The organism is Pseudocitrobacter sp. RIT415, from assembly GCF_003057695.2.
In the GTDB taxonomy this organism is placed as follows: Bacteria; Pseudomonadota; Gammaproteobacteria; order Enterobacterales; family Enterobacteriaceae; genus Pseudocitrobacter; species Pseudocitrobacter faecalis.
Genome location: NZ_QBJC02000003.1, coordinates 158011 through 179767 on the forward strand (window position 1 = coordinate 158011; position 21757 = coordinate 179767).

A 21757-nucleotide genomic window follows, 5' to 3' on the forward strand; every position below is an offset into this window, starting at 1 on the left:
TGTAGCCACACCGGGCTGCTATCCGGCAGCCCGTCTCTGAAGTCGTATCGAGGTCACGGATATGATTAGCACATTCGATATGTTCAAAATCGGCGTTGGGCCATCCAGCTCGCACACGGTTGGGCCGATGAATGCCGGGAAATCCTTTATTGATGAACTCCAGCAGAGTGGGGCGCTACCGCTTGTGACCGGTTTGAGGGTCGATCTTTACGGTTCGCTTTCTCTCACTGGTAAAGGCCACGCAACGGATGTTGCGGTCATTATGGGGCTGGCGGGCAATCGCCCGGATAGCGTCGATATCGATGCCATTCCAGCCTTTATTCGCGCCGTTCAGCGCAGCGGGCGTCTACCGGTGGCGCAGGGCACCGCCGTGGTGCCATTCTCTGTCACTGATGATGTGGTATTTCATGATGAAACCCTGCCGCGCCACGAGAACGGCATGCGCTTTACCGCGCGTCAGGGCGACCAGATTTTACTGAGTAAAACCTACTATTCGGTGGGCGGCGGTTTTATTGTCGAAGAGGAAAAGTTCGGTCAGGCGCATGAGGTCGAACAACCGGTACCGTTTCCGTTCCGCTCTGCCAGTGAGCTGGTGAAACAGTGTACGGAAAACGGGTTGTCTATCTCGGGCCTGATGATGCAAAACGAGCTGGCGCTCAGGAGCAGAGAAGAGATCGACACAGGGTTCGCGCGGATTTGGCACGTTATGCGCACGGGGATCGAACGCGGCATGAATACGGAGGGCGTATTGCCAGGGCCGATGAATGTTCCGCGTCGCGCGGTGGCATTAAGACGGATCCTCGTCTCCAGTGACAGCACCTCCAGCGATCCGATGAACGTGATCGACTGGATCAACATGTTCGCCCTGGCAGTCAGTGAAGAGAATGCGGCGGGTGGGCGTGTCGTCACCGCACCCACCAACGGCGCCTGCGGCATCGTCCCGGCGGTGCTGGCCTATTACGACAAATTCCGTCGTACGGTGAATGGCAACTCCGTGGCGCGTTTCTTACTGACTGCCGGGGCAATTGGCGGCCTGTATAAACAGAATGCCTCGATTTCCGGTGCGGAAGTGGGCTGCCAGGGGGAAGTGGGGGTTGCGGCCTCAATGGCGGCGGCAGGGCTGACGGAGCTGCTTGGCGGCAGCCCGCAGCAGGTGTGCATGGCGGCGGAAATCGCCATGGAGCATAACCTGGGCCTGACCTGCGATCCGGTTGGCGGGCAGGTGCAAATCCCCTGTATTGAGCGTAACGCCATCAATGCGGTGAAAGCGGTCAACGCAGCACGCATGGCGATTCAGCGTACCAGCGAAGCGCGCGTCTCCCTCGATAAAGTGATCGAGACGATGTATGAAACGGGTAAAGATATGAACGATAAATATCGTGAAACGTCCCGCGGCGGGCTGGCGATAAAGGTAGTGTGCAGTTAACCCTCTCCAGTAATGAAGAAGCTCCGCATGCCGGAGCTTTTTTTTATCCTTTTATCCCTGAATAAAAATGTGATGGTGTTCAAACATACATTTCTGGTAGTATATTTTTCTTTTTATTTTCCCTGTTGGAGAAAATTTTTACCAATAACATCCTCTATTCATCTGAATATTGTGAAATATTTCTCTCTCTCCACGAGTATGATGCCTTCATATTAATAATAAGCCTGCCCAAAAATACGTTGCATATCGCCTTTGTAGCGACGAGATAAATAATAAACATCTTACCTATATACAGAGTGATTACGTTATGGAAACGGTGACAACAAATAGTGTTGCTCGGGAAAGTGCTGTACCTCTTTCTCGGAAAAATATGAGTGAGCAAGCCTGGAAAGAAGCCATCAAGTTCGATAGTACCGATACTGGGTGGGTTATTATGAGTATCGGTATGGCAATTGGTGCGGGCATCGTTTTTTTACCCGTACAGGTTGGGTTAATGGGCATCTGGGTTTTTTTACTCTCCTCGATTATTGGTTATCCGGCGATGTATCTCTTTCAGCGGCTGTTTATTAATACCCTCGCTGAATCACCAGAATGTAAAGATTATCCCAGCGTGATTAGCGGCTATCTGGGAAAAAACTGGGGGATCCTGTTGGGCGCTCTCTATTTTGTGATGTTAGTCATTTGGATGTTTGTCTATTCCACTGCTATTACAAATGATAGCGCCTCTTATTTGCAAACTTTCGGCGTTACGGACGGGCTGCTCTCCGAGAATCCCTTTTATGGGCTCGTGCTTATTTGCGTGTTGGTAGCTATCTCCTCGCGTGGAGAGAAAATGCTGTTTAAGATCTCAACCGGGATGGTGCTGACTAAGCTTCTGGTTGTTGCCGCATTGGGGCTTTCGATGATAGGCATGTGGCGTCTCTATAATATTGGCGCATTACCTCCATTAGGCCTGCTGGTTAAAAATGCGATCATTACGTTACCTTTTACACTGACCTCCATTCTCTTTATACAAACACTGAGTCCGATGGTGATTTCCTATCGCTCACGGGAAAAATCAATTGAAGTTGCACGCTACAAAGCATTGCGGGCAATGAATATTGCATTTGGGATTCTGTTTGTCACCGTTTTCTTTTATGCCGTCTCATTTACATTGGCGATGGGGCATGACGAGGCTGTTAAAGCCTATGAGCAGAATATATCCGCGCTGGCTATTGCTGCACAGTTTATTAGTGGTGCAGGGGCGGGATGGGTGAAGATTGTCAGTGTGATTCTGAATATATTCGCGGTGATGACTGCCTTCTTTGGCGTCTATTTAGGCTTCCGTGAAGCGACTCAGGGTATTGTCATGAACGTGCTGCGGCGTAAGTTTTCTGCTGATGCTATCAATGAAAAAATGGTACAGCGCGGCATCATGATTTTTGCGGTTCTCCTGGCATGGAGTGCCATTGTACTTAATGCACCGGTGCTCAGTTTCACCTCAATTTGTAGTCCTATTTTCGGCATGGTTGGATGTTTAATTCCGGCCTGGCTGGTCTATAAAGTGCCTGCGTTGCATAAATATAAGGGATTATCCCTGTGGATCATTATTGTCACCGGCCTTCTGCTATGTGTTTCGCCATTCCTGGCATTTGCCTGATATCGTTATAAAAGGTTGTTGTTATGTTTGAGAATGAAATAAACCCCAAATGGGATGTTTTTCTCGCTGCGGTAAAGCAGGAGGTAAAACCGGCGCTTGGTTGTACTGAGCCTGTCTCTCTGGCACTGGCAGCGGCTGTTGCGGCGTCGTATTTACAGGGAAACATTGAACGTATTGACGCGTGGGTTTCGCCTAATCTGATGAAAAATGGCATGGGCGTGACCGTTCCGGGAACCGGGATGGTGGGCTTACCTATCGCAGCGGCGCTGGGGGCTCTGGGGGGTGACCCTAAGGCTGGGCTGGAGGTACTGAAAAACAGCGCCGTGCACCACCTTACGGCTGCGAAAGCGATGCTGGAGAATGGGCAGGTACGCATCGTGTTGCAATCGCCGTGCGAAGATATTCTCTACGCAAAGGCCAGGCTTAGCGCTGGCGAACGGTGGTGCAGCGTGACCATTGTTGGCGAGCACACGCGCATCGTCAGCATTGAAACGCAGGATGGCATTCTGTTTTCCCTTGCTGAAAACAGTCGCGAAACGCTTTCACCCAATCCTCTGGAAAGTCTGGCATCGGCTACCCTTGAAGAGATTGTCGATTTCGCTGTTCAGGTTCCCTTTGAGGCGATTCGCTTTATCCTCGAAGCAGGCCAGATGAACGATGCACTCTCCAGGCTGGGCTTGCAAGGCGAATGGGGATTACATATTGGCCGAACGCTGGAAAAACAGCAGCATTGTGGATTGTTGGCTGATGATATTTCGACGGCTATTTTAATCCGCACCAGCGCGGCGTCAGATGCCCGAATGGGGGGCGCGTCGCTTCCTGCTATGACCAATTCTGGCTCAGGTAATCAGGGAATTACGGCTACGCTTCCGGTGTTAACGGTTGCGGAGTATTTTGCGGCAGATGATGAGAAGCTGGCGCGAGCGTTGATACTGTCGCACCTTAGCGCCATATACATTCATAACCAACTCCCGCGACTTTCCGCGCTTTGTGCGACCACGACGGCGGCCATGGGGGCTGCGGCCGGAATGGCCTTGCTTGCGGGGGGCGATTACGCCGTGATCTCAATGGCTATCGCCAGCATGATAGGAGACGTAAGCGGAATGATTTGCGATGGGGCTTCTAACAGCTGCGCGATGAAGGTCTCTACCAGCGTGTCATCTGCGTGGAAAGCCGTTTTGTTGGCGTTAGATGGTTCGGCGGTGAGTGGCAACGATGGCATTGTGGGATGTGACGTCGAGCATTCAATCGTGAATCTCTGTGCGTTGGCGCGTCATGCAATGCAGCATACAGACCGACAAATCATTGAGATTATGTCCCACAAGGCGACCGTTTAAACAAAAATCCCCGGTGTCACCGGGGATTTTTTTACGCCGCTTCCTCTTCCGACTGGCGGGTTTGGGCATCTGCGACAATTGCTTCGAGTTCGCCTAGCATCTCTTCAAATCCGAAATTCACCGGCGTTGAAGTGACGGCCTGAGGGGTTAACGGCTTTTTCGCCTGTGGCTTCTTCTGGCTTTTCTTACTCATCTGCTCACTCTTTTCATCCTGAAATTACACTGGTAAATCTATCAGCAAAGCGCGCAGTGGCGTATCGGCAACCAGCGTTATGTTATCTTCGTCACGAATAAATGCGCCATCGCCGCAGGTGAGCGCCCCTTTTTCCAGCGCCTGCGTCTCGGCATGCACGGTTCCGTGGATCGACTGCAGGTAAGCACGCGGGCCATTGATGAGAAAACTGGCTTTCTCGCCTTTTTTCAACTCAATATGGTGGATCCATACCTTTTGACGCAGTTGCAGGCTACCGTCTGCGCCATCAGGTGAAGCAAGCAGTTGTCGCGATGTATCTGCAATGTCTACTTTCTGAATCAATGGATTTTCGCGTTCCGGGCAGGCATCCAGCCAGAGCTGCATTCGGGTGAGCGGCTTATCCTTACTGACATTATGTTCGCTGTAGCTGATGCCCGGCTGGGTCGAAATCAGCAGCGCTTCGCCTGCTTTCGCCTGGACATGATGGCCTTCGCTGTTACGGTACTCCGCTTCCCCTTCGAGGATGATATTGAGGATATCCACTTTCGGGTAAGTTCGCGGCTGAAAGGCGGCCCCTGGTGCCAGCACTTCCTGGTTCAGGACACGCAAAGAGGCGTATCCCAGCAGTTTTGGGTCAAAGTAGTGTCCAAAGGAGAAAGTGTAGCGAGCCTGTAGCCAGCCGAAGTCCGCCTTTCCACACTGTTTGGCTGTTCGGGTAGTAATCATAGTTTTTGACCTCTCTTTACACTAAATCAATGGTAAAGGTATGGACGCTGCATTGTTAGCCAGATATTCTGCCCGGTATATTCAAATTTCCTGAATGATAAAACGATGGCTAAAGAGAGAGCATTAACGCTGGAAGCCCTGCGGGTGATGGATGCAATCGACCGTCGCGGCAGCTTTGCCGCTGCGGCTGATGAGCTTGGACGCGTTCCGTCGGCATTAAGCTACACCATGCAAAAACTGGAAGAAGAACTGGACGTTGTGCTGTTCGACCGCTCAGGTCATCGAACAAAATTCACCAATGTCGGGCGCATGCTTCTTGAACGCGGGCGCGTACTGCTGGAAGCGGCGGATAAACTGACGACGGATGCCGAGGCGCTGGCGCGCGGTTGGGAAACGCATCTGACGATTGTCACCGAAGCGCTCATTCCGACACCCACGCTCTATCCACTGATTGAAAAGCTGGCGGCGAAAGCGAACACACAACTGTCAATTATCACCGAAGTGCTGGCCGGCGCGTGGGAGCGTCTGGAGCAGGGGCGGGCGGATATCGTGATTGCGCCGGATATGCATTTCCGTTCGTCGTCGGAAATTAACTCACGCAAACTCTATTCGGTGATGAATGTTTACGTTGCCGCGCCGGATCACCCGATTCATCAGGAGCCTGAACCGCTCTCTGAAGTGACGCGCGTGAAATACCGCGGCGTGGCGGTGGCCGATACCGCGCGTGAACGCCCGGTGCTGACGGTGCAGTTGCTGGATAAACAGCCCCGCCTGACGGTCACGTCGATGGAAGATAAGCGCCAGGCGTTGTTGGCCGGTTTAGGCGTGGCAACGATGCCGTATCCGCTGGTGGAAAAAGATATTGCCGAGGGGCGTTTACGGGTGGTAAGCCCGGAATATACCAACGAAGTGGAAATCATCATGGCGTGGCGTCGCGACAGCATGGGCGAAGCGAAGTCGTGGTGTCTGCGGGAAATTCAGAAGCTGCTGGCGGTTAAGTAGTGTTTTCCCCCCCTCACCCTAACCCTCTCCCTCAGGGAGAGGGAACTGACCGTGCAGAACTGAAAAACCTGCTCTGGTTTTCTCCCTCTCCCTGTGGGAGAGGGCCGGGGTGAGGGGGAAAATCGCCCTACGAATTCAACTTCGGATCCGCCCCAAAGCGGTTTTCACCCGGCGTGCCTGACTGGCAGTTGAAAATGATAATCACCAGCCAGCCGATAATCGGGATGATCAGCAGCAACAGCCACCATGCCGAACGGTCGGTATCATGCAGACGGCGGAACTGAACGGCCCACCAGGGCAGGAAAATCAGCACACCATAAATTGTTGTCAGAATGCCTTCACCGCTGGCGCGTTGCCAGCCCAGCATCTTATCAAGAATACCCAGCACCAGCGTAAAGATGACGTTGACCAGAATAAACATCCAGTACTCTTTACGGCGCGCGCGGCCCCCAAAACCGATGTAATTTCGTAGAACTTTGAGATACCAATCCATTTTTTGCCTCAGCTATGCGTTAATCACTTGTTTTCTAAGCGATCGAATTAAGAATAGCCGTGAATGAAATGGTGGTAAATATTGGTGTCACCAATTAATAGGGCATCCCGGAGGATGCCCTGTGTCATTAGCGGAAGCGCTCATCACGCCCGTGCGGCTCGTCAAGATCCTGCCACGGCCCAATGGAAATGATTCCCGTTGGGTTAATGGTTTTATGGCTGCGGAAATAGTGGTTGCGGATATGGTCGAAATTCACCGTCTCGGCAATCCCCGGCATCTGATAGATATCGCGCATAAAACCGTGCAGATTCAGGTAATCGCTGATGCGGTGTTTGTCGCACTTAAAGTGCGTCACATAAACCGGATCAAAGCGGATCAGCGTCGTCCACAGGCGAATATCGGCTTCAGTAAGCTGATTGCCTGTCAGGTAACGATGCTGGCCGAGGATCTGTTCCAGACGTTCCAGCGAGGTAAACACTTTCTCTACCGCATCGCTGTAGGCCTCCTGGCTGGTGGCAAAACCGGCCTTGTAGACGCCATTATTCACGGTGTCGTAGATCCAGCCGTTCAGTTCGTCAATCTGTTCACGCAGGGCAACGGGGTAGTAGTCACCCGCTTTCGCGCCCAGACCATCGAAGGCCGTATTGAACATACGAATGATTTCAGCGGATTCGTTGCTGACGATAGTATGATTTTTCTTATCCCACAGAACCGGCACGGTGACACGACCGGTGTAGTGCGGGTCGGCGTGCAGGTAGAGTTGATAAAGGAATTCATGCTGATACAGCGCATCGCCGGTTGCCGCCGGGAAGCTGTCATCGAAAGTCCAGCCATTTTCCAGCATCAGCGGGTTGACCACGGACACGGAGATAAAGGGTTCCAGGCCTTTCAGCTTGCGCAGAATCAGCGTGCGGTGCGCCCACGGACAGGCGAGCGACACGTACAGGTGATAGCGATCTTTCTCAGCGGCAAACCCGCCGACGCCCGATGGGCCTGCTTCGCCATCCGCAGTGAGCCAGTTACGGAATGCCGAGACCGAACGTTGAAATTTTCCCCCGGTGGATTTGGTGTCATACCAGGTGTCATGCCAGACGCCGTCAATCAGTTGTCCCATTTTTCTCTCCTTCAGATAGCAAAAGCGAGGAGATGTCTCCTCGCTTTAATTCATTCAGTATAGTGCGATTACCATTTTTTATTCAGCACACGGTCGATGCTGAATGCGCCCGGGCCAGTGATGGCCAGCAGCAGGAAACCGCCTGCGATGGTGAGGTTTTTCATAAACATCAGCGAGTTTACGCCTTCCGCAAAGTTACTGTGGAACAGGAATGCGGTCAGGATGGTAAAGCCCGCGGTAAACAGCGCGGTGGTACGGGTCAGGAAGCCAAACAGCACTGCCAGACCGCCGCCAAACTCAAGCAGGATAACCAGCGGCAGCATAAAGCCAGGGACGCCCATCGCTTCCATATATTGCTGTGTACCCGCATAACCGGTGATTTTGCCCCAACCTGCGGTAATGAACAGAATTGGCATCAGAATGCGCGCTACCAGTACACCAACATCTTCTAATTTTTTCATCTTAAAACTCCAGGAAACCCATCGGGCGAACAATGTTATTTATTGTGCAAATACACGTTGATGCCGTGTGCCTGCTGTCGATGGAAAGAAGAATACCCGCGGCCTGGATCAATTGTTAGCAAGGAAAACTGTCGAATTTCTTCAAAAATTCTGAGTAATGCAATGCAAGATGAATATTTTTGTCGAGGCGGATCGGGGAGTGGTGAATTGCCTGCTGTCGGCGAGGGCGATCGGCAGGATACCTGGTGCAGGAAATCACGGTGCTGTCAGATGATGGGATCGCCACGCATAGGCGAATGGCGGTGCTGGAATTTCTGCAAAAGCATATTCGCCGCCGCGAAGGTTTCAGTAAAGGTCTTGATAAAGGGTTTGCTAAGGGCGAACGCAACGCCAAATCGCCCAGGCACTATTTGCCAGCGATATCGACGTGGCAATCATCGCCAAAACCACCGGCCTGACTGTTGCCGAGATAGAAGCACTCGCCTGAAAACAAGGCCCGGCATTGTGTACCGGGCCTGTATCAGATTAACGTAGCGTCGTTTTCACCAGCCGCCATGCGCTCCAGAGACTGAACCCGCGCCGAGCCCAGCGAACCAGTCTGTTTGGCTGGCGCAGGCCCCAGACGGCGAACACGCCGCTACCAGCCAGCGCCCAGGTTCGCAGGCTGAGCAGCATCGCCCATTTGCGGTCGTAGACCTGAGTGAGTTCCAGCCAGTCGCGTCGGCCCGCACTTAAGTCCAGCCGCTGTTGCTGAATCTGGCTCAGCAAATACGCCTTACGCGCCTCACGCTCCTTTCGGTTACTCACGGTCATCCTCCAGCAATGCCCGGTCATTGGCCAGCTCATGGCGCGTATGTCGCAGCAAGGTTGAGTGCCGCACTTTTCGTAGCGTCCAGAGCCCGCCGATTAATGCCAGCACCAGTAAGGTCACGGTGGTGCCAATCATCACGTTCAGCCGATACTGCGGATCGACCGCCCAGATAATGAGCACCAGCAGGCTCATCAGGCCGAAAGCGGCAAACAGCAACGTTAAGCCAACCAGCAGGAGTAGCTGGAAGATATTCGCTTTCTCTTCTTCCAGCTCCACCACCGCCAGGCGCACCCGCGTTTCCACCATTTGCACCAGTACGGTCACCAGGCGTTGGCCGATGCCGAGGATATTTTTCCCTGGGCCTTGTGTGTGTTGATAATCCGCCATTATTAGCGACGCGTCAGCAGCACACCCAGAACCAGACCAACCGCCGCGCCAATGCCGACGCCGGTCCACGGGTTTTCACGCACGTAGCCATCGGCACGCGCGGCGGCTTCGCGGGTCTGTTTAGCCAGCGCATCGCTGGTTTCACCCAGACGATGACGGCTCTCTTTCAGCGCGCTTTCCGCTTTACTGCGTAATTTGCTGATCTCTTCTTTCGACTTATCAGAGGAGCTATTCAGTACTTCTTCCAGGGTGTCAGCCAGTGATTTCAGTTCCGCGCGCAGGTTATCTGCATTGGTATCTTTAGACATGATGCTCTCCTGTTTGAATGTCCATGTGCTTAGTACTGGCGAGACTCCAGTTCTTTAAGCTCGTGCTGTGATTCCGCGAGTTTGCGTTCGCGTTTGGCAATTTTATCCGCATCGCCTTTTTGCTTTGCTTCCTGCAGGTCACGCTGACGTTCGGCGATCTCCTCTTTCTGCTCGGCAATTTTTTCCTGATGCTCAGCGCGTAACTGACTGTCGGAACAGTTAGCTTTAACCTCGCTCAACGCTTTTTTCAGGCCATTAATGCGGTTTTGATTGTTATGCTTTTCGGCATAGCTGATCTCACGCTGGATGTCCTGTTCTTTCTCCTGGCACAGCGTCGTTGCGCTTGCCCCGGCGGTGAGGGAAAGAAGTGCGATGGTCAGTGCGATGCGGTATTTCATGTAAGAAACCTTCCATTGTGTTAAGTACATCAGGAATGTACGGGTTCCAGTAAAGAGGGGTAAAAGATTACGCCCACTTACTCAAGCATAGTTAGAAAATCGGGAAATCACCAAAGCCAGTGATTAGATACAGAATTATCCAAAGCGATGCGGCGTGTCGCGCAACAGCGAAAGCCAGGTGGTGGCATCGCGATCGTCATCCTGCTGAGCGATGATGTACTCGTGCGGGAGCGTGCTGTCGAGCACCTTTTTGGCTGCGGCGCTCTGTGCGCTGGACTCGAATTTAATGAGTAGCGCATCTTTTTGCGGCGTGATGCTTTTGAACTGTATGCCGTTAGCATCCAGATGATGCCAGATGGAGAAGCCATCCGGCATGCTGGTGCCCTGATTGAGTGGGCGAATCGCCAGCGTGGACTCTTTCTGCTGTAATGTCGCGCAGAGCCAGAGAATGGCGCAAAACAGCAGTAATGCGCCAAGGCTCAGGGTAAACCGACGTAGCGTGACCTGTTTCAGCCCCATTATGAGCTCCGGTTGCCGTATTTTTTCTTCCACAGAACAACCAGCGAACCGACCAGGCCAATGATCAACAGGGCGACTGGCAACAGCATCAGACATGACATCAGCGCATCTTCATACTTCAGGAACACCGGCGTTTTGCCAAGCAGGTATCCCAGTGAAGTGAGGATAAGCACCCAAAGCAGGCCGCTCATCCAGTTAAAGAACTGGAAGCGTGCATTGCTCAGGCCGGATATCCCGGCGATAGTTGGCAGCAGGGTACGCACAAAGGCGATAAAGCGGCCAATCAGCAGCGCCGAGAGCCCATGCTTGTGGAACAAATGATGGGCGCGCTGGTGATAGTGAGCAGGAAGATGGGAAAGCCAGTTCTGCACAATGCGCGTATTCCCCAGCCATCGCCCCTGAATGTAACTGAGCCAACAGCCCAGGCTTGCGGCGGTGGTGAGCAACAAAATAGTTTGTGGGAAACCCAGCGCGCCTTTGGCAATCAGAACGCCAATCAACACCAGCAGGCTATCGCCCGGCAGGAAGGCGGCAGGTAACAATCCGTTCTCAAGGAACAGGATCATAAACAAAACAAAGTAGAGCATGCCAATCATGGACGGATTCGACAGGGTTTCGAAATCCTGGCTCCATAATGCATTTAATAACTGGGATAATAGTTCCATTCACGATTCCTGGTACAACGATTAACGTAACGCCTGAACGAACTGCGACATTGTTTATATTTTAATCGGTCGCGGTAAACACATCCGTGTTAATGGCGAAGTAAGCAATTGCTAACTTACAGAACGACAAAATGCATCTAATTGTAACAAACGCCTGAGTTTTGCGTCACAGATTTTGCAGTTTGTTGAGGATTGATTTTGCGGGTTGCGTGGGTGAGAGGCGAGGGTATTTACAAAGGCTGACACTATATATGTTTTGCTTACCCACAATAAACGTCAGGCCAGTCTGAAGACGGGCCTGAGAAGGGATTCGGGAAGATTATTTCGTGCCGTTGGCGGCCGTGTCGAGGTGCACAACCGGGTTTTCGGCGAACAGGTAGCGGTCAGCATTAAATTCGAAGTCATCGCTGGTTTCGTTAAACAGCATCAGCTTGGTGTTTTCCAGATGCTGCCACATCGCCAGTTTGGCGGCATGCGGATCTTTGCGGATGAGCGCTTTCAGGATTTGGTCGTGATCATCGCACCAGTTATCGACCGTACGCGCATCAATATGCTCATGCAGTTTTTTCCAGTACGGGTTATGGCTGCGCTGGGTCCACATTTTCTCGACGATGGCGGCAAGGGCGGTATTCTGCGTGGCCAGCGCAACCTGAATGTGGAACTGCAGATCCCACTCGGAGTCGCGGAAACACTTCTCGTTGCGCGCTTTGTCCTGGATCTCCATCAGCTTCATGATGTCCTGCTTGGTCACCTGCGTGGCGGCAAACTCGGCAATATTACTTTCAATGAGCTGGCGAGCCTGCAGCAGTTCGAACGGGCCATAATTGGCGAATTCCATCGATTCGTCTGGCGCCTGCTGATGGCGTGGCGTATTGGAAATAACATGGATGCCGGAACCTTTACGTACTTCAACGTAGCCTTCGACTTCCAGCATAATAATGGCTTCGCGAACCACCGTCCGACTCACGCATTTTTCGTCAGCGATAAAGCGCTCGGCAGGCAGTTTGTCGCCCACGAGATAGACACCTTGCTCAATGCGCTCTTTCAGCTCAGCGGCAAGTTGCTGATATAAACGACGTGCGTCAGTGATTTCCATATTCTCTCCAGGCAGGGTACGGCAGATTAGATTTGTTATACCACTTTTACGAGACTCTCACCATAATACGGCATGAAAAAAGCCGCCCGGAGGCGGCTTTCATCACATCTCGCTAAACATCAAACTAGCTTTGTGTCGCCGGTTGATGCGTTTCTTGCTCAACCTCGTCAGCCGGTTTGTTTTTCAGCACCGTCCAGATAACCAGCGCACCCAACAGGTCAAATACCGCCAGTACCGCGAACAGCGGGCTGAAGCCGATGGTATCAGCCAGCGCACCGACGACCAGTGCGAACAGAGTACTTGCCAGCCAGGCGGACATCCCGGTCAGGCCGTTAGCCGTAGCCACTTCGTTACGACCGAATACGTCAGAAGAGAGCGTAATCAGCGCGCCAGACAGTGCCTGGTGAGCAAAGCCACCGATGCACAGCAGGCCGATTGCCACGTACGGGCTGGTGAACAGACCAATCATGCCTGGGCCAATCATCAGCAGGGCGCCCAGCGTCACAACCATCTTACGGGAAACAATCAGGTTCACACCAAACCAACGCTGGAACAGCGGCGGCAGGTAACCGCCAACGATACAGCCCAGGTCAGCAAACAGCATTGGCATCCAGGCGAACATAGCGATTTCTTTCAGGTTAAAGCCATAAACTTTAAACATGAACAGGGGGATCCAGGCGTTGAAAGTACCCCAGGCCGGTTCTGCCAGGAAGCGCGGCAGGGCGATACCCCAGAACTGGCGGTTACGCAGGATCTGAGCGACGGACATTTTCTTCGCCGTACCCACCTGATGCTGTGCTTCCTGACCATTAATGATGTAGTCGCGTTCTTCGTCAGTCAGTTTTTTCTGGTCACGCGGGTGTTTGTAGAAGATAAGCCAGGCCATTGCCCATGCGAAGCTCAGCACACCAGAGATAATAAATGCCATCTGCCAGCTGTGCATGACGATTGCCCATACCACCAACGGAGGCGCAATCATCGCACCGATAGAGGAGCCGACGTTGAAGTAACCCACCGCGATAGAACGCTCTTTTGCCGGGAACCATTCGGAGCTCGCTTTCAGGCCAGCCGGGATCATTGCCGCTTCTGCCGCACCGACCGCACCACGTGCCAGCGCCAGTCCCCCCCAGCTACCTGCCAGCGCGGTTGCACCGCAGAAGACAGCCCAGGCAACGGCGAAGAAGGCGTAACCAATTTTGGTGCCCAGAATATCCAGCACATAACCGGCTACAGGCTGCATCACCGTATAGGCCGCGGAGTAAGCGGCAATGATATAGGAGTATTGCTGTGTAGAAATGTGCAGCTCTTCCATCAGGGTTGGAGCAGCAGCTGCAACGGTATTACGCGTCAGGTAGCCCAGCACGGTGCCCAGCGTCACCAGTGCGATCATGTACCAACGTAATCCTTTAATTTTACGCATGTAAACCTCATCGTGTCGTTATTCCGCATTTTCATACGGTCTTCATCCAGTACTACGGGAGGATGTCTCAATCGAGGGGCTTACCGGGAGAACCCGGTACGACCCGAACCTTGCCTTCGTACTCGTGCTTAATTCGGTATCCGTACCGTTAAGTCAGTTGAATTTTTCACCAACATGCATTCCGTCGGCTTATGTTTGACGGGGTGCACAATAACTTGTCATACAACTTTAAAAGGTGAATGCTGTCACAAAAGAGGTAATTTGAGTGTGGATATAGGTGGTAGGGCTTAAAACCAGTCGTGGCGCGGCTTGTGGCGCTTTTTTTAGTTTTTTAATGTCATTTTTTGTCAATTTTTATTGATCTAACTCACGAAAAAATCTTCGGCTTGGCGAAATTGGTGTGATAACTTTGTCAGCATTACAGATAAACATCTGACCACTCGTGAGAGGAAGACGATAATGACCCCGTTTATGACTGAAGATTTTCTGTTAGATACCGAATTTGCCCGCCGTCTGTACCACGACTACGCAAAAGATCAGCCGATTTTTGACTATCATTGCCACCTGCCGCCGCAGCAGATTGCTGAAAACTATCGTTTTAATAACCTGTATGACATCTGGTTGAAAGGCGATCACTACAAATGGCGCGCCATGCGTACCAACGGTGTGGCAGAGCGTCTGTGCACCGGTGACGCATCCGATAGGGAAAAATTTGATGCGTGGGCGGCGACCGTACCACACACTATCGGCAACCCGTTATACCACTGGACGCACCTCGAACTGCGTCGTCCGTTTGGCATCACTGGCAAACTGCTTTCGCCGTCTACCGCCGACGAAATCTGGAACGAATGCAACGAACTGCTGGCGCAGGACAAATTCTCCGCGCGCGGCATCATGCAGCAGATGAACGTGAAAATGGTCGGCACCACCGATGACCCGATCGACTCGCTGGAACACCACGCGACCGTGGCGAAAGACAGCACCTTCTCCATCAAAGTGCTGCCAAGCTGGCGTCCGGATAAAGCGTTCAACATTGAACAGGCCACCTTCAACGACTACATGGCGAAGCTGGGTGAAGTGTCTGATACCGATATCCGTCGTTTCACCGACCTGCAAAGCGCGCTGACCAAACGTCTCGACCACTTCGCCGCACACGGCTGTAAAGTGTCTGACCACGCGCTGGATGTGGTGATGTTTGCCGAAGCGAGCGAAGCCGAGCTGGATAGCATCCTGGCGCGTCGTCTGGCGGGTGAGACCCTGAGCGAGCATGAAGTCGCGCAGTTCAAAACGGCTGTGCTGGTGTTCCTCGGCGCAGAATACGCGCGTCGCGAATGGGTACAGCAGTACCACATTGGCGCGCTGCGGAATAACAACCTGCGTCAGTTCAAGCTGCTGGGCGCGGATGTCGGTTTCGACTCCATCAACGACCGCCCGATGGCGGAAGAGCTCTCCAAACTGCTGAGCAAACAGAATGAACAGAATCTGCTGCCGAAAACCATCCTGTACTGTCTGAACCCGCGTGACAACGAAGTGCTGGGCACCATGATCGGTAACTTCCAGGGTGAAGGAATGCCGGGCAAAATGCAGTTCGGTTCCGGCTGGTGGTTCAACGACCAGAAAGACGGTATGGAACGTCAGATGACTCAGCTCGCACAACTGGGCCTGCTGAGCCGCTTTGTTGGCATGCTGACCGATAGCCGCAGCTTCCTGTCTTATACCCGTCATGAATACTTCCGTCGCATTCTGTGCCAGATGATTGGCCGCTGGGTGACTGCGGGCGAAGCGCCAGCGGATATCAACCTGCTGGGCGAGATGGTGAAAAATATTTGCTTTAACAATGCGCGTGACTACTTCGCCATTGAACTGAACTAAGGTCCGGGGTTGATATGCAATACATCAAGATCCATGCGCTGGATAACGTTGCGGTAGCATTAGCGGATTTGGCTGAAGGCACGGAAGTCACGGTCGACAACCAGACGGTAACGCTCCGTCAGGCGGTAGCGCGTGGGCATAAATTCACGTTGTGCCCTATCGCCAAAGGTGAAAACGTCATTAAGTATGGTTTACCCATTGGTCATGCGCTGGTGGATATTGCCGCGGGTGAACATATTCACTCGCACAATACGCGTACCAATCTGAGCGACCTGGATACGTATAGCTATCAACCCGATTTCCAGCCTGAAGCGGCGCAAGCGGCAGATCGCGATATCAATATTTATCGTCGCGCTAACGGTGACGTTGGGGTGCGTAACGAACTCTGGATCCTGCCGACGGTGGGCTGTGTGAACGGCATCGCCCGTCAGATCCAGACGCGTTTCCTGAAAGAGACGAATGACGCTGAAGGTACTGACGGCGTGCATCTCTTCAGCCACACTTACGGCTGCTCTCAGCTGGGCGACGACCACATTAATACCCGTACCATGCTGCAAAACATGGTGCGTCACCCTAACGCGGGTGCGGTGCTGGTGATTGGTCTTGGCTGTGAAAACAACCAGGTTGATGCCTTCCGCGAAACGCTGGGTGAGTTTGATGCCGACCGCGTGCACTTTATGATTTGCCAACACCAGGACGATGAAGTGGAAGCGGGGATTGCGCATCTCCATCAGCTGTACAATGTGATGCGTAACGATCAACGCGTACCGGGCAAGCTGAGCGAGCTGAAGTTTGGCCTCGAGTGCGGCGGTTCCGATGGCCTCTCCGGGATCACCGCCAACCCGATGCTGGGTCGCTTCTCCGACTACGTGATTGCCAACGGCGGCACCACGGTGCTGACCGAAGTGCCGGAAATGTTTGGCGCGGAACAGCTTCTGATGAGCCACTGCCGTGACGAAGCGACGTTTGAGAAACTGGTCACCATGGTCAATGACTTCAAGCAGTACTTCATTGCCCATGATCAGCCTATCTACGAGAACCCATCACCGGGCAACAAGGCGGGGGGTATCACCACGCTGGAAGATAAATCGCTGGGCTGCACGCAGAAAGCGGGCTCCAGCCAGGTGGTGGATGTGCTGCGCTACGGTGAGCGTCTGAAAACGCCGGGTCTGAACCTGTTGAGTGCGCCGGGTAACGATGCGGTTGCCACCAGCGCGCTGGCGGGTGCGGGCTGCCACATGGTGCTGTTCAGTACCGGTCGCGGTACGCCGTACGGCGGTTTTGTGCCGACGGTGAAAATCGCTACCAACAGTGAACTGGCGGCGAAGAAAAAACACTGGATCGACTTCGACGCGGGTCAGTTGATTCACGGCAAAGCGATGCCGCAGCTGCTGAACGAGTTTGTGGATGCGATTGTCGATTTTGCCAACGGCAAACAGACCTGCAATGAGCGTAACGATTTCCGTGAACTGGCAATCTTTAAGAGCGGCGTCACATTGTAATAAAAATGTGATCTGATACGATAAAACGGCGTTTCACTTCCTGAAACGCCGTTTTTTTATGGTGTTCAATAAGGACTTCTCCATGACTGCGTATTGGCTTGCCCAGGGCGTAGGGGTACTCGCGTTTTTAATCGGTATCACCACTTTCATCAACCGTGATGAGCGGCGCTTTAAGTTTCAGCTCTCTCTCTACAGTGCGACGATTGGCGTGCATTTTTTTCTGATGGGGGCAATCCCGGCGGGAATGAGCGCGGAGCTCAACGTCATCCGCACCCTCATTTCGGTGTACACCCGCCGCATCTGGGTAATGTTTGTATTTATCGCCCTGACGCTGATTCTGGGGCTCAGCAAGCTGCACCACGCGATGGAACTGCTGCCCATTGCCGGTACGGTGGCCAGTACGTGGGCGTTGTTTCGTTGTAAAGGGTTGTCGGTGCGCTGCGTGATGTGGTGCTCAACGGCCTGCTGGGTTATCCATAACTTTTGGCTTGGCTCAATAGGCGGAACCATGATTGAGGGAAGTTTTCTGGTGATGAACGGCCTGAATATCATCCGTTTCTGGCGCATGCAGCGTCGCGGGATTGATCCGTTCAACGTCGAGAAGAAAGTACAGAAAGAAAGCCCCTCCGCCTGATGGCGAAGGGGAAAAGCATTAGCCCCGCAGCGCGTCCTTCGCCAGGCGAGCATCTTCTGCCTGGCAAACGGCGGCGGTGAACATCACGTCGGTGGAGGAGTTGATTGCAGTTTCGCAGGAGTCCTGCAATACGCCGATGATAAAGCCGACAGCCACCACCTGCATGGCGATTTCGTTCGGAATGCCGAACATATTGCAGGCCAGCGGGATCAGCAGCAGTGAACCCCCCGCCACACCCGATGCGCCGCAGGCGCACAGGGATGCCACCACACTTAGCAGCAGCGCTGTCGGCAGGTCAACCGGAATGCCCAGTGTATGCACCGCCGCCAGTGTGAGCACGGTGATGGTAATTGCCGCGCCAGCCATGTTCACTGTCGCACCCAGCGGAATGGAAACCGAGTAAGTATCGCGATCCAGATTCAGCTTCTCGCACAGCGACATATTCACTGGAATGTTCGCCGCAGAACTGCGGGTGAAGAAGGCGGTCACGCCGCTTTCACGCAGGCAGGTAAAGACCAGCGGATACGGGTTGCGGCGGATTTGCAGCCATACCAGCAGCGGGTTGATCACCAGCGCCACGACGGCCATACAGCCGACCAGCACCAGCAGAATTTGCGCGTAGCCCCACAGCGCGGAAAAACCGGTGGTGGCGAGGGTGGAAGAGACCAGGCCGAAGATACCAATTGGCGCAAAGCGAATCACCACCTTAACAATAAAGGTGACCGCGTTGGACATATCGTTGACCAGGTTTTTGGTGGTGTCATTGCTGTGACGCAGGGCGAAGCCCAGACCCACGGCCCACACCAGAATCCCGATGTAGTTCGCATTAATCAGGGCATGAATCGGGTTGGCGACGATACTCATCAGCAACCCGTGCATCACCTGTACAATACCTGTTGGCGGGGTAATGTCCGTCGCGCCGGTTGTGAGTTGAAGCGTGGAGGGGAACATAAAGCTCACCACCACCGCAGTTAACGCCGCCGAGAAGGTGCCCAGCAAATACATCCACAGAATAGGGCGGATATTGGTTTTTTGCCCTTGTTGATGGTTAGCAATCGAGGCCATAACCAGCGTGAGTACCAGTACCGGCGCGACCGCTTTCAGGGCGCCAACAAAAAGCGTACCGAGCAGGCCCGTGGCTTCCGCAGCCGGTTTTGAAATTAATGCCAGCGCGATACCCAGCACCAGACCAATCAATATTTGTTTTACCAGACTTCCCTGCACCAGGCGGCGAAAGAAGCTGGAAGACGGAGATGTCGTCATGAATGTATTCCTTCCAGTGATGTAATGTGCCATCCCGGTTACGAGTTATTTGTCTCGTTTATGTCAGGATGTAAAAAAATGTTTGCCTGGTTGAGTATAAGGAAAGTTGGCTGGCGGGGAAGCGTAAAATGCTGGAATTTACGCGGTGCATCATATTTTTTAACTTTAGTTTTACATCGCTGCCGGGCAGCGTACTGCTGCCCGGCGGAAAAGCTTAAGCTTGCTGATTCTTCTTGTCGTTCTGGTGGTTCACCCAGGCGTTGATAAGCAGCGTCAATACCAGAATGCCGCCCACCACGCCCAGCGAAATCGCGATAGGGATGTGGTAGAAATCGACGATCAGCATCTTGATACCGATAAACACCAGGATCACTGCCAGGCCATATTTGAGCATCGAGAAGCGCTCTGCCACGCCCGCCAGCAGGAAGTACATGGCACGCAGGCCAAGGATCGCGAACAAGTTAGAGGTCAGTACGATAAACGGATCGGTGGTGACCGCGAAGATCGCCGGGATGCTATCAACGGCGAAGATAATGTCGCTGAACTCGACCAGAATCAGCACCAGTAATAGCGGTGTGGCGTAGATAACACCTTTTTGGCGCACAAAGAAGTGCTCGCCCTCTATCTTATCGGTCATGCGCAGATGGCCGCGCAGCCAGCGTACCAGCGGTTTATCGCCAATGCCGCTCTCATCCTCTTTTGCCAGCGCCATCTTGATACCGGTGAACAGCAGGAATGCGCCGAACACATACAGCAGCCATTCAAACTGGGTGATAAGCCAGCTACCGGCGAAGATCATGATCGTACGCAGCACAATCGCACCTAATACACCATAAACCAGCACGCGGCGTTGCAGCGCTGCCGGAACCGAGAAGTAGCTGAACAACATCAACCAGACGAAGACGTTATCCACGGCCAGCGATTTCTCAATCAGATAACCGGTAAGGAAAGCGAGAGCCTGCGGATCGGCAACCGCGCGACCCTGAGTTTCCGCCAGATACCACCAGAAGGCAGCGTTGAACAACAACGAGAGCGTGACCCAGACGATAGACCAGGCTGCAGCCTGCTTCATGGTCATGGCGTTAGCGCCGCGTCGACCCTGCAACATCAGGTCGATGGCTAACATAATCACGACGACGACAGCGAATCCGCCCCACAGCAACGGTGTGCCGACACTATTCATAGATATTTTCCTTACGCATAAAAAAACGGCTGATGTCGAAAGACGTCAGCCGCTGCTTTTTTATGCATAGACCTCGCCTTCCGGCAAGGTCTCACTTACAACAAAAAGTATGCCCTTCAAACGGTTATCCGAAGGTGCATACGTTTTATTGCCCGGCGACCGGATATGGTTTTTCACATATCGTAATGACGGCCCACCGGCAAGGAAGTTACTCCCCTTTGCAGGTTACAAAATATTACAGACCATCAATGGCGTCAATGGCCTGTAACATCCGTTTTACATAGCTTTACGCTGGTACCTGCTCACTGATGTCATCAGCAGGGAAGGTGACACCCGTTTGGCGGCGAATCTCCGTTTGCAGTTTTGCCGTGGTACGGCTGACGGCAAGACCAGGATGGTTCACTTCATTGGTTTCCACCAGACGGGCAAAGACCTCTGCTTCATACAGCATAGTATTAATATGCTGCGGTTGAGAGAGATCCTGCGCTTTGCCGCCGCGCGGCACGAAGGTGACCTTCTGGCATTCGGAAATCTTCTCGATGACCAGTGAACCCTCTTCGCCCTGAATTTCGCTCGGCAGCACCGAGTCACTTACTTTTGAGTGCTGCAAAGTGACGCTGAAATCGCCGTAGTCGAGCACCACCAGACCGTGTGCATCCACACCGCTTTCCAGCAGGCTCGCCGATGCCTGTACGCCGTGCGGCTCGCCCCACAGCGCAACCGCCGAGGCCAGGCAATAAAAACCGATATCCATAATCGAACCGTTGGAGAACGCCGGATTAAAGGTATTTGGATTCTCGCCATCGAGATAACGCTGATAGCGTGAAGAGTACTGACAGTAGTTGATAAGCGCTTTACGCACCTTGCCTACTTTACTGAGCGACTGCTGCAACAGCAGGAAATTCGGCAGGCTGGCGGTTTTAAACGCCTCGAACAGCACCACCTGATTTTCGCGTGCGGTTTCAATCGCGGCTTCCACTTCGCGCAGGTTCGAGGCCAGCGGCTTCTCGCAAATTACATGCTTTTTATGGCGCAAGAACAGTTGAGTTTGTGGGAAATGGAGCGAGTTCGGGCTGGCGATGTATACCGCATCGATGGCATCGCTTTGCGCCATCGCTTCAAGCGAAGTAAAAAGATGCTCGACGGGGTAATCGTTGGCGAACGTTTGGGCCTGCTCAAGGCTGCGGGAGTAGATAGCGGTAAGCTTATATTTGCCGGTCTCGTGGGCGGCATCGACAAACTGTTTGGTTATCCAGTTTGTGCCAATAACTGCGAAACGTATCATAGACGCTGACGTGCTCCATAAAA

The 21757-nt window shown here is 53.1% G+C and carries 24 protein-coding genes; 8 read left to right on the forward strand and 16 right to left on the reverse strand.

The features are described 5' to 3' along the window. Positions 1 to 61: 61 nt before the first annotated feature. The 3 genes from tdcG to DBY68_RS04875 all read left to right on the forward strand — a co-directional run bounded on the left by tdcG (position 62) and on the right by DBY68_RS04875 (position 4402). The gene (gene tdcG, locus DBY68_RS04865) at positions 62 to 1426 is read left to right on the forward strand and encodes an L-serine ammonia-lyase (protein WP_108475024.1); all 1365 of its coding nucleotides are present in this window, start codon (positions 62 to 64) and stop codon (positions 1424 to 1426) included. A 370-nt stretch (positions 1427 to 1796) separates the two neighbouring features. Next, positions 1797 to 3065, forward strand: a complete 1269-nt coding sequence (locus tag DBY68_RS04870; RefSeq protein WP_233503877.1) for an amino acid permease — start codon at positions 1797 to 1799, stop codon at positions 3063 to 3065. 23 nt (positions 3066 to 3088) lie between these two features. Continuing rightward, positions 3089 to 4402 (forward strand): L-serine ammonia-lyase, iron-sulfur-dependent, subunit alpha, encoded by a 1314-nt coding sequence (locus tag DBY68_RS04875; RefSeq protein ID WP_108475026.1) that lies wholly within the window; start codon positions 3089 to 3091, stop codon positions 4400 to 4402. A 31-nt stretch (positions 4403 to 4433) separates the two neighbouring features. Here DBY68_RS04875 and DBY68_RS22985 read toward each other — a convergent pair whose 3' ends face one another. After that, complete coding sequence (locus DBY68_RS22985) at positions 4434 to 4595, reverse strand: hypothetical protein (RefSeq protein ID WP_167405934.1); 162 nt, start codon at positions 4593 to 4595, stop codon at positions 4434 to 4436. A gap of 24 nt (positions 4596 to 4619) precedes the next feature. Next, complete coding sequence (locus tag DBY68_RS04880; protein ID WP_108475027.1) at positions 4620 to 5321, reverse strand: pirin family protein; 702 nt, start codon at positions 5319 to 5321, stop codon at positions 4620 to 4622. Between the two features lie 105 nt (positions 5322 to 5426). On the opposite strand from DBY68_RS04880, the gene DBY68_RS04885 reads away from it, so the two are divergent. Then, positions 5427 to 6323: a LysR family transcriptional regulator gene (locus tag DBY68_RS04885; protein WP_015962907.1), complete on the forward strand. Its 897-nt coding sequence runs from the start codon at positions 5427 to 5429 to the stop codon at positions 6321 to 6323. A 127-nt stretch (positions 6324 to 6450) separates the two neighbouring features. Here the strand turns inward: DBY68_RS04885 and DBY68_RS04890 are convergent, their stop codons facing one another. The 3 genes from DBY68_RS04890 to DBY68_RS04900 all read right to left on the reverse strand — a co-directional run bounded on the left by DBY68_RS04890 (position 6451) and on the right by DBY68_RS04900 (position 8391). After that, a complete protein-coding gene (locus DBY68_RS04890; RefSeq protein WP_108475028.1) occupies positions 6451 to 6816 on the reverse strand; it encodes a DUF805 domain-containing protein in 366 nt (121 codons plus the stop codon). Positions 6817 to 6943: 127 nt separating this feature from the next. Beyond that, positions 6944 to 7930, reverse strand: coding sequence for a glutathione S-transferase family protein (locus DBY68_RS04895; protein ID WP_108475029.1), 987 nt, complete (start codon positions 7928 to 7930; stop codon positions 6944 to 6946). Between the two features lie 68 nt (positions 7931 to 7998). Continuing rightward, positions 7999 to 8391 (reverse strand): DoxX family protein, encoded by a 393-nt coding sequence (locus DBY68_RS04900; RefSeq protein ID WP_015962910.1) that lies wholly within the window; start codon positions 8389 to 8391, stop codon positions 7999 to 8001. A gap of 245 nt (positions 8392 to 8636) precedes the next feature. Between DBY68_RS04900 and DBY68_RS04905 the strand changes: the two genes are divergently transcribed. Next, positions 8637 to 8849 (forward strand): Rpn family recombination-promoting nuclease/putative transposase, encoded by a 213-nt coding sequence (locus DBY68_RS04905; protein WP_158529101.1) that lies wholly within the window; start codon positions 8637 to 8639, stop codon positions 8847 to 8849. Positions 8850 to 8916: 67 nt separating this feature from the next. Here the strand turns inward: DBY68_RS04905 and DBY68_RS04910 are convergent, their stop codons facing one another. The 8 genes from DBY68_RS04910 to exuT form a co-directional block, all read right to left on the reverse strand. Then, complete coding sequence (locus tag DBY68_RS04910; protein WP_108475145.1) at positions 8917 to 9198, reverse strand: YqjK-like family protein; 282 nt, start codon at positions 9196 to 9198, stop codon at positions 8917 to 8919. Then, a complete protein-coding gene (locus DBY68_RS04915) occupies positions 9191 to 9589 on the reverse strand; it encodes a phage holin family protein (RefSeq protein WP_108475031.1) in 399 nt (132 codons plus the stop codon). Before DBY68_RS04915 ends, DBY68_RS04910 begins: the two co-directional genes overlap by 8 nt. 2 nt (positions 9590 to 9591) lie before the next feature. Then, positions 9592 to 9897, reverse strand: a complete 306-nt coding sequence (locus DBY68_RS04920; RefSeq protein ID WP_015962914.1) for a YqjD family protein — start codon at positions 9895 to 9897, stop codon at positions 9592 to 9594. A 29-nt stretch (positions 9898 to 9926) separates the two neighbouring features. Next, positions 9927 to 10295, reverse strand: coding sequence for a DUF1090 domain-containing protein (locus tag DBY68_RS04925; RefSeq protein ID WP_108475032.1), 369 nt, complete (start codon positions 10293 to 10295; stop codon positions 9927 to 9929). Positions 10296 to 10430: 135 nt separating this feature from the next. Then, complete coding sequence (gene mzrA, locus DBY68_RS04930; RefSeq protein ID WP_108475033.1) at positions 10431 to 10814, reverse strand: EnvZ/OmpR regulon moderator MzrA; 384 nt, start codon at positions 10812 to 10814, stop codon at positions 10431 to 10433. Further along, on the reverse strand, positions 10814 to 11479 hold the full coding sequence (gene yqjA / locus DBY68_RS04935; protein WP_108475034.1) for a DedA family general envelope maintenance protein YqjA: 666 nt from the start codon (positions 11477 to 11479) through the stop codon (positions 10814 to 10816). The genes mzrA and yqjA overlap by 1 nt, the downstream gene beginning before the upstream one ends. Before the next feature lie 319 nt (positions 11480 to 11798). Beyond that, entirely contained in the window at positions 11799 to 12575 is a 777-nt protein-coding gene (exuR, locus tag DBY68_RS04940; RefSeq protein WP_108475035.1) for a transcriptional regulator ExuR, read from the reverse strand. A gap of 124 nt (positions 12576 to 12699) precedes the next feature. Continuing rightward, positions 12700 to 13995 (reverse strand): hexuronate transporter ExuT, encoded by a 1296-nt coding sequence (gene exuT / locus DBY68_RS04945; protein WP_108475036.1) that lies wholly within the window; start codon positions 13993 to 13995, stop codon positions 12700 to 12702. Positions 13996 to 14454: 459 nt separating this feature from the next. On the opposite strand from exuT, the gene uxaC reads away from it, so the two are divergent. The 3 genes from uxaC (at position 14455) to DBY68_RS04960 (ending at position 18003) form a co-directional block, all read left to right on the forward strand. After that, positions 14455 to 15867: a glucuronate isomerase gene (gene uxaC / locus DBY68_RS04950; protein ID WP_108475037.1), complete on the forward strand. Its 1413-nt coding sequence runs from the start codon at positions 14455 to 14457 to the stop codon at positions 15865 to 15867. A 14-nt stretch (positions 15868 to 15881) separates the two neighbouring features. After that, entirely contained in the window at positions 15882 to 17369 is a 1488-nt protein-coding gene (locus DBY68_RS04955; RefSeq protein ID WP_108475038.1) for an altronate dehydratase family protein, read from the forward strand. Positions 17370 to 17451: 82 nt separating this feature from the next. Next, positions 17452 to 18003 (forward strand): YgjV family protein, encoded by a 552-nt coding sequence (locus DBY68_RS04960; protein ID WP_108475039.1) that lies wholly within the window; start codon positions 17452 to 17454, stop codon positions 18001 to 18003. Positions 18004 to 18021: 18 nt separating this feature from the next. Here the strand turns inward: DBY68_RS04960 and sstT are convergent, their stop codons facing one another. The 3 genes from sstT to DBY68_RS04975 all read right to left on the reverse strand — a co-directional run bounded on the left by sstT (position 18022) and on the right by DBY68_RS04975 (position 21734). Further along, on the reverse strand, positions 18022 to 19266 hold the full coding sequence (gene sstT / locus DBY68_RS04965; RefSeq protein WP_108475040.1) for a serine/threonine transporter SstT: 1245 nt from the start codon (positions 19264 to 19266) through the stop codon (positions 18022 to 18024). A gap of 214 nt (positions 19267 to 19480) precedes the next feature. Continuing rightward, the gene (locus DBY68_RS04970; protein WP_108475041.1) at positions 19481 to 20449 is read right to left on the reverse strand and encodes a TerC family protein; all 969 of its coding nucleotides are present in this window, start codon (positions 20447 to 20449) and stop codon (positions 19481 to 19483) included. Between the two features lie 286 nt (positions 20450 to 20735). Then, positions 20736 to 21734, reverse strand: a complete 999-nt coding sequence (locus DBY68_RS04975) for a Gfo/Idh/MocA family oxidoreductase (RefSeq protein WP_108475042.1) — start codon at positions 21732 to 21734, stop codon at positions 20736 to 20738. Positions 21735 to 21757 lie beyond the last annotated feature (23 nt).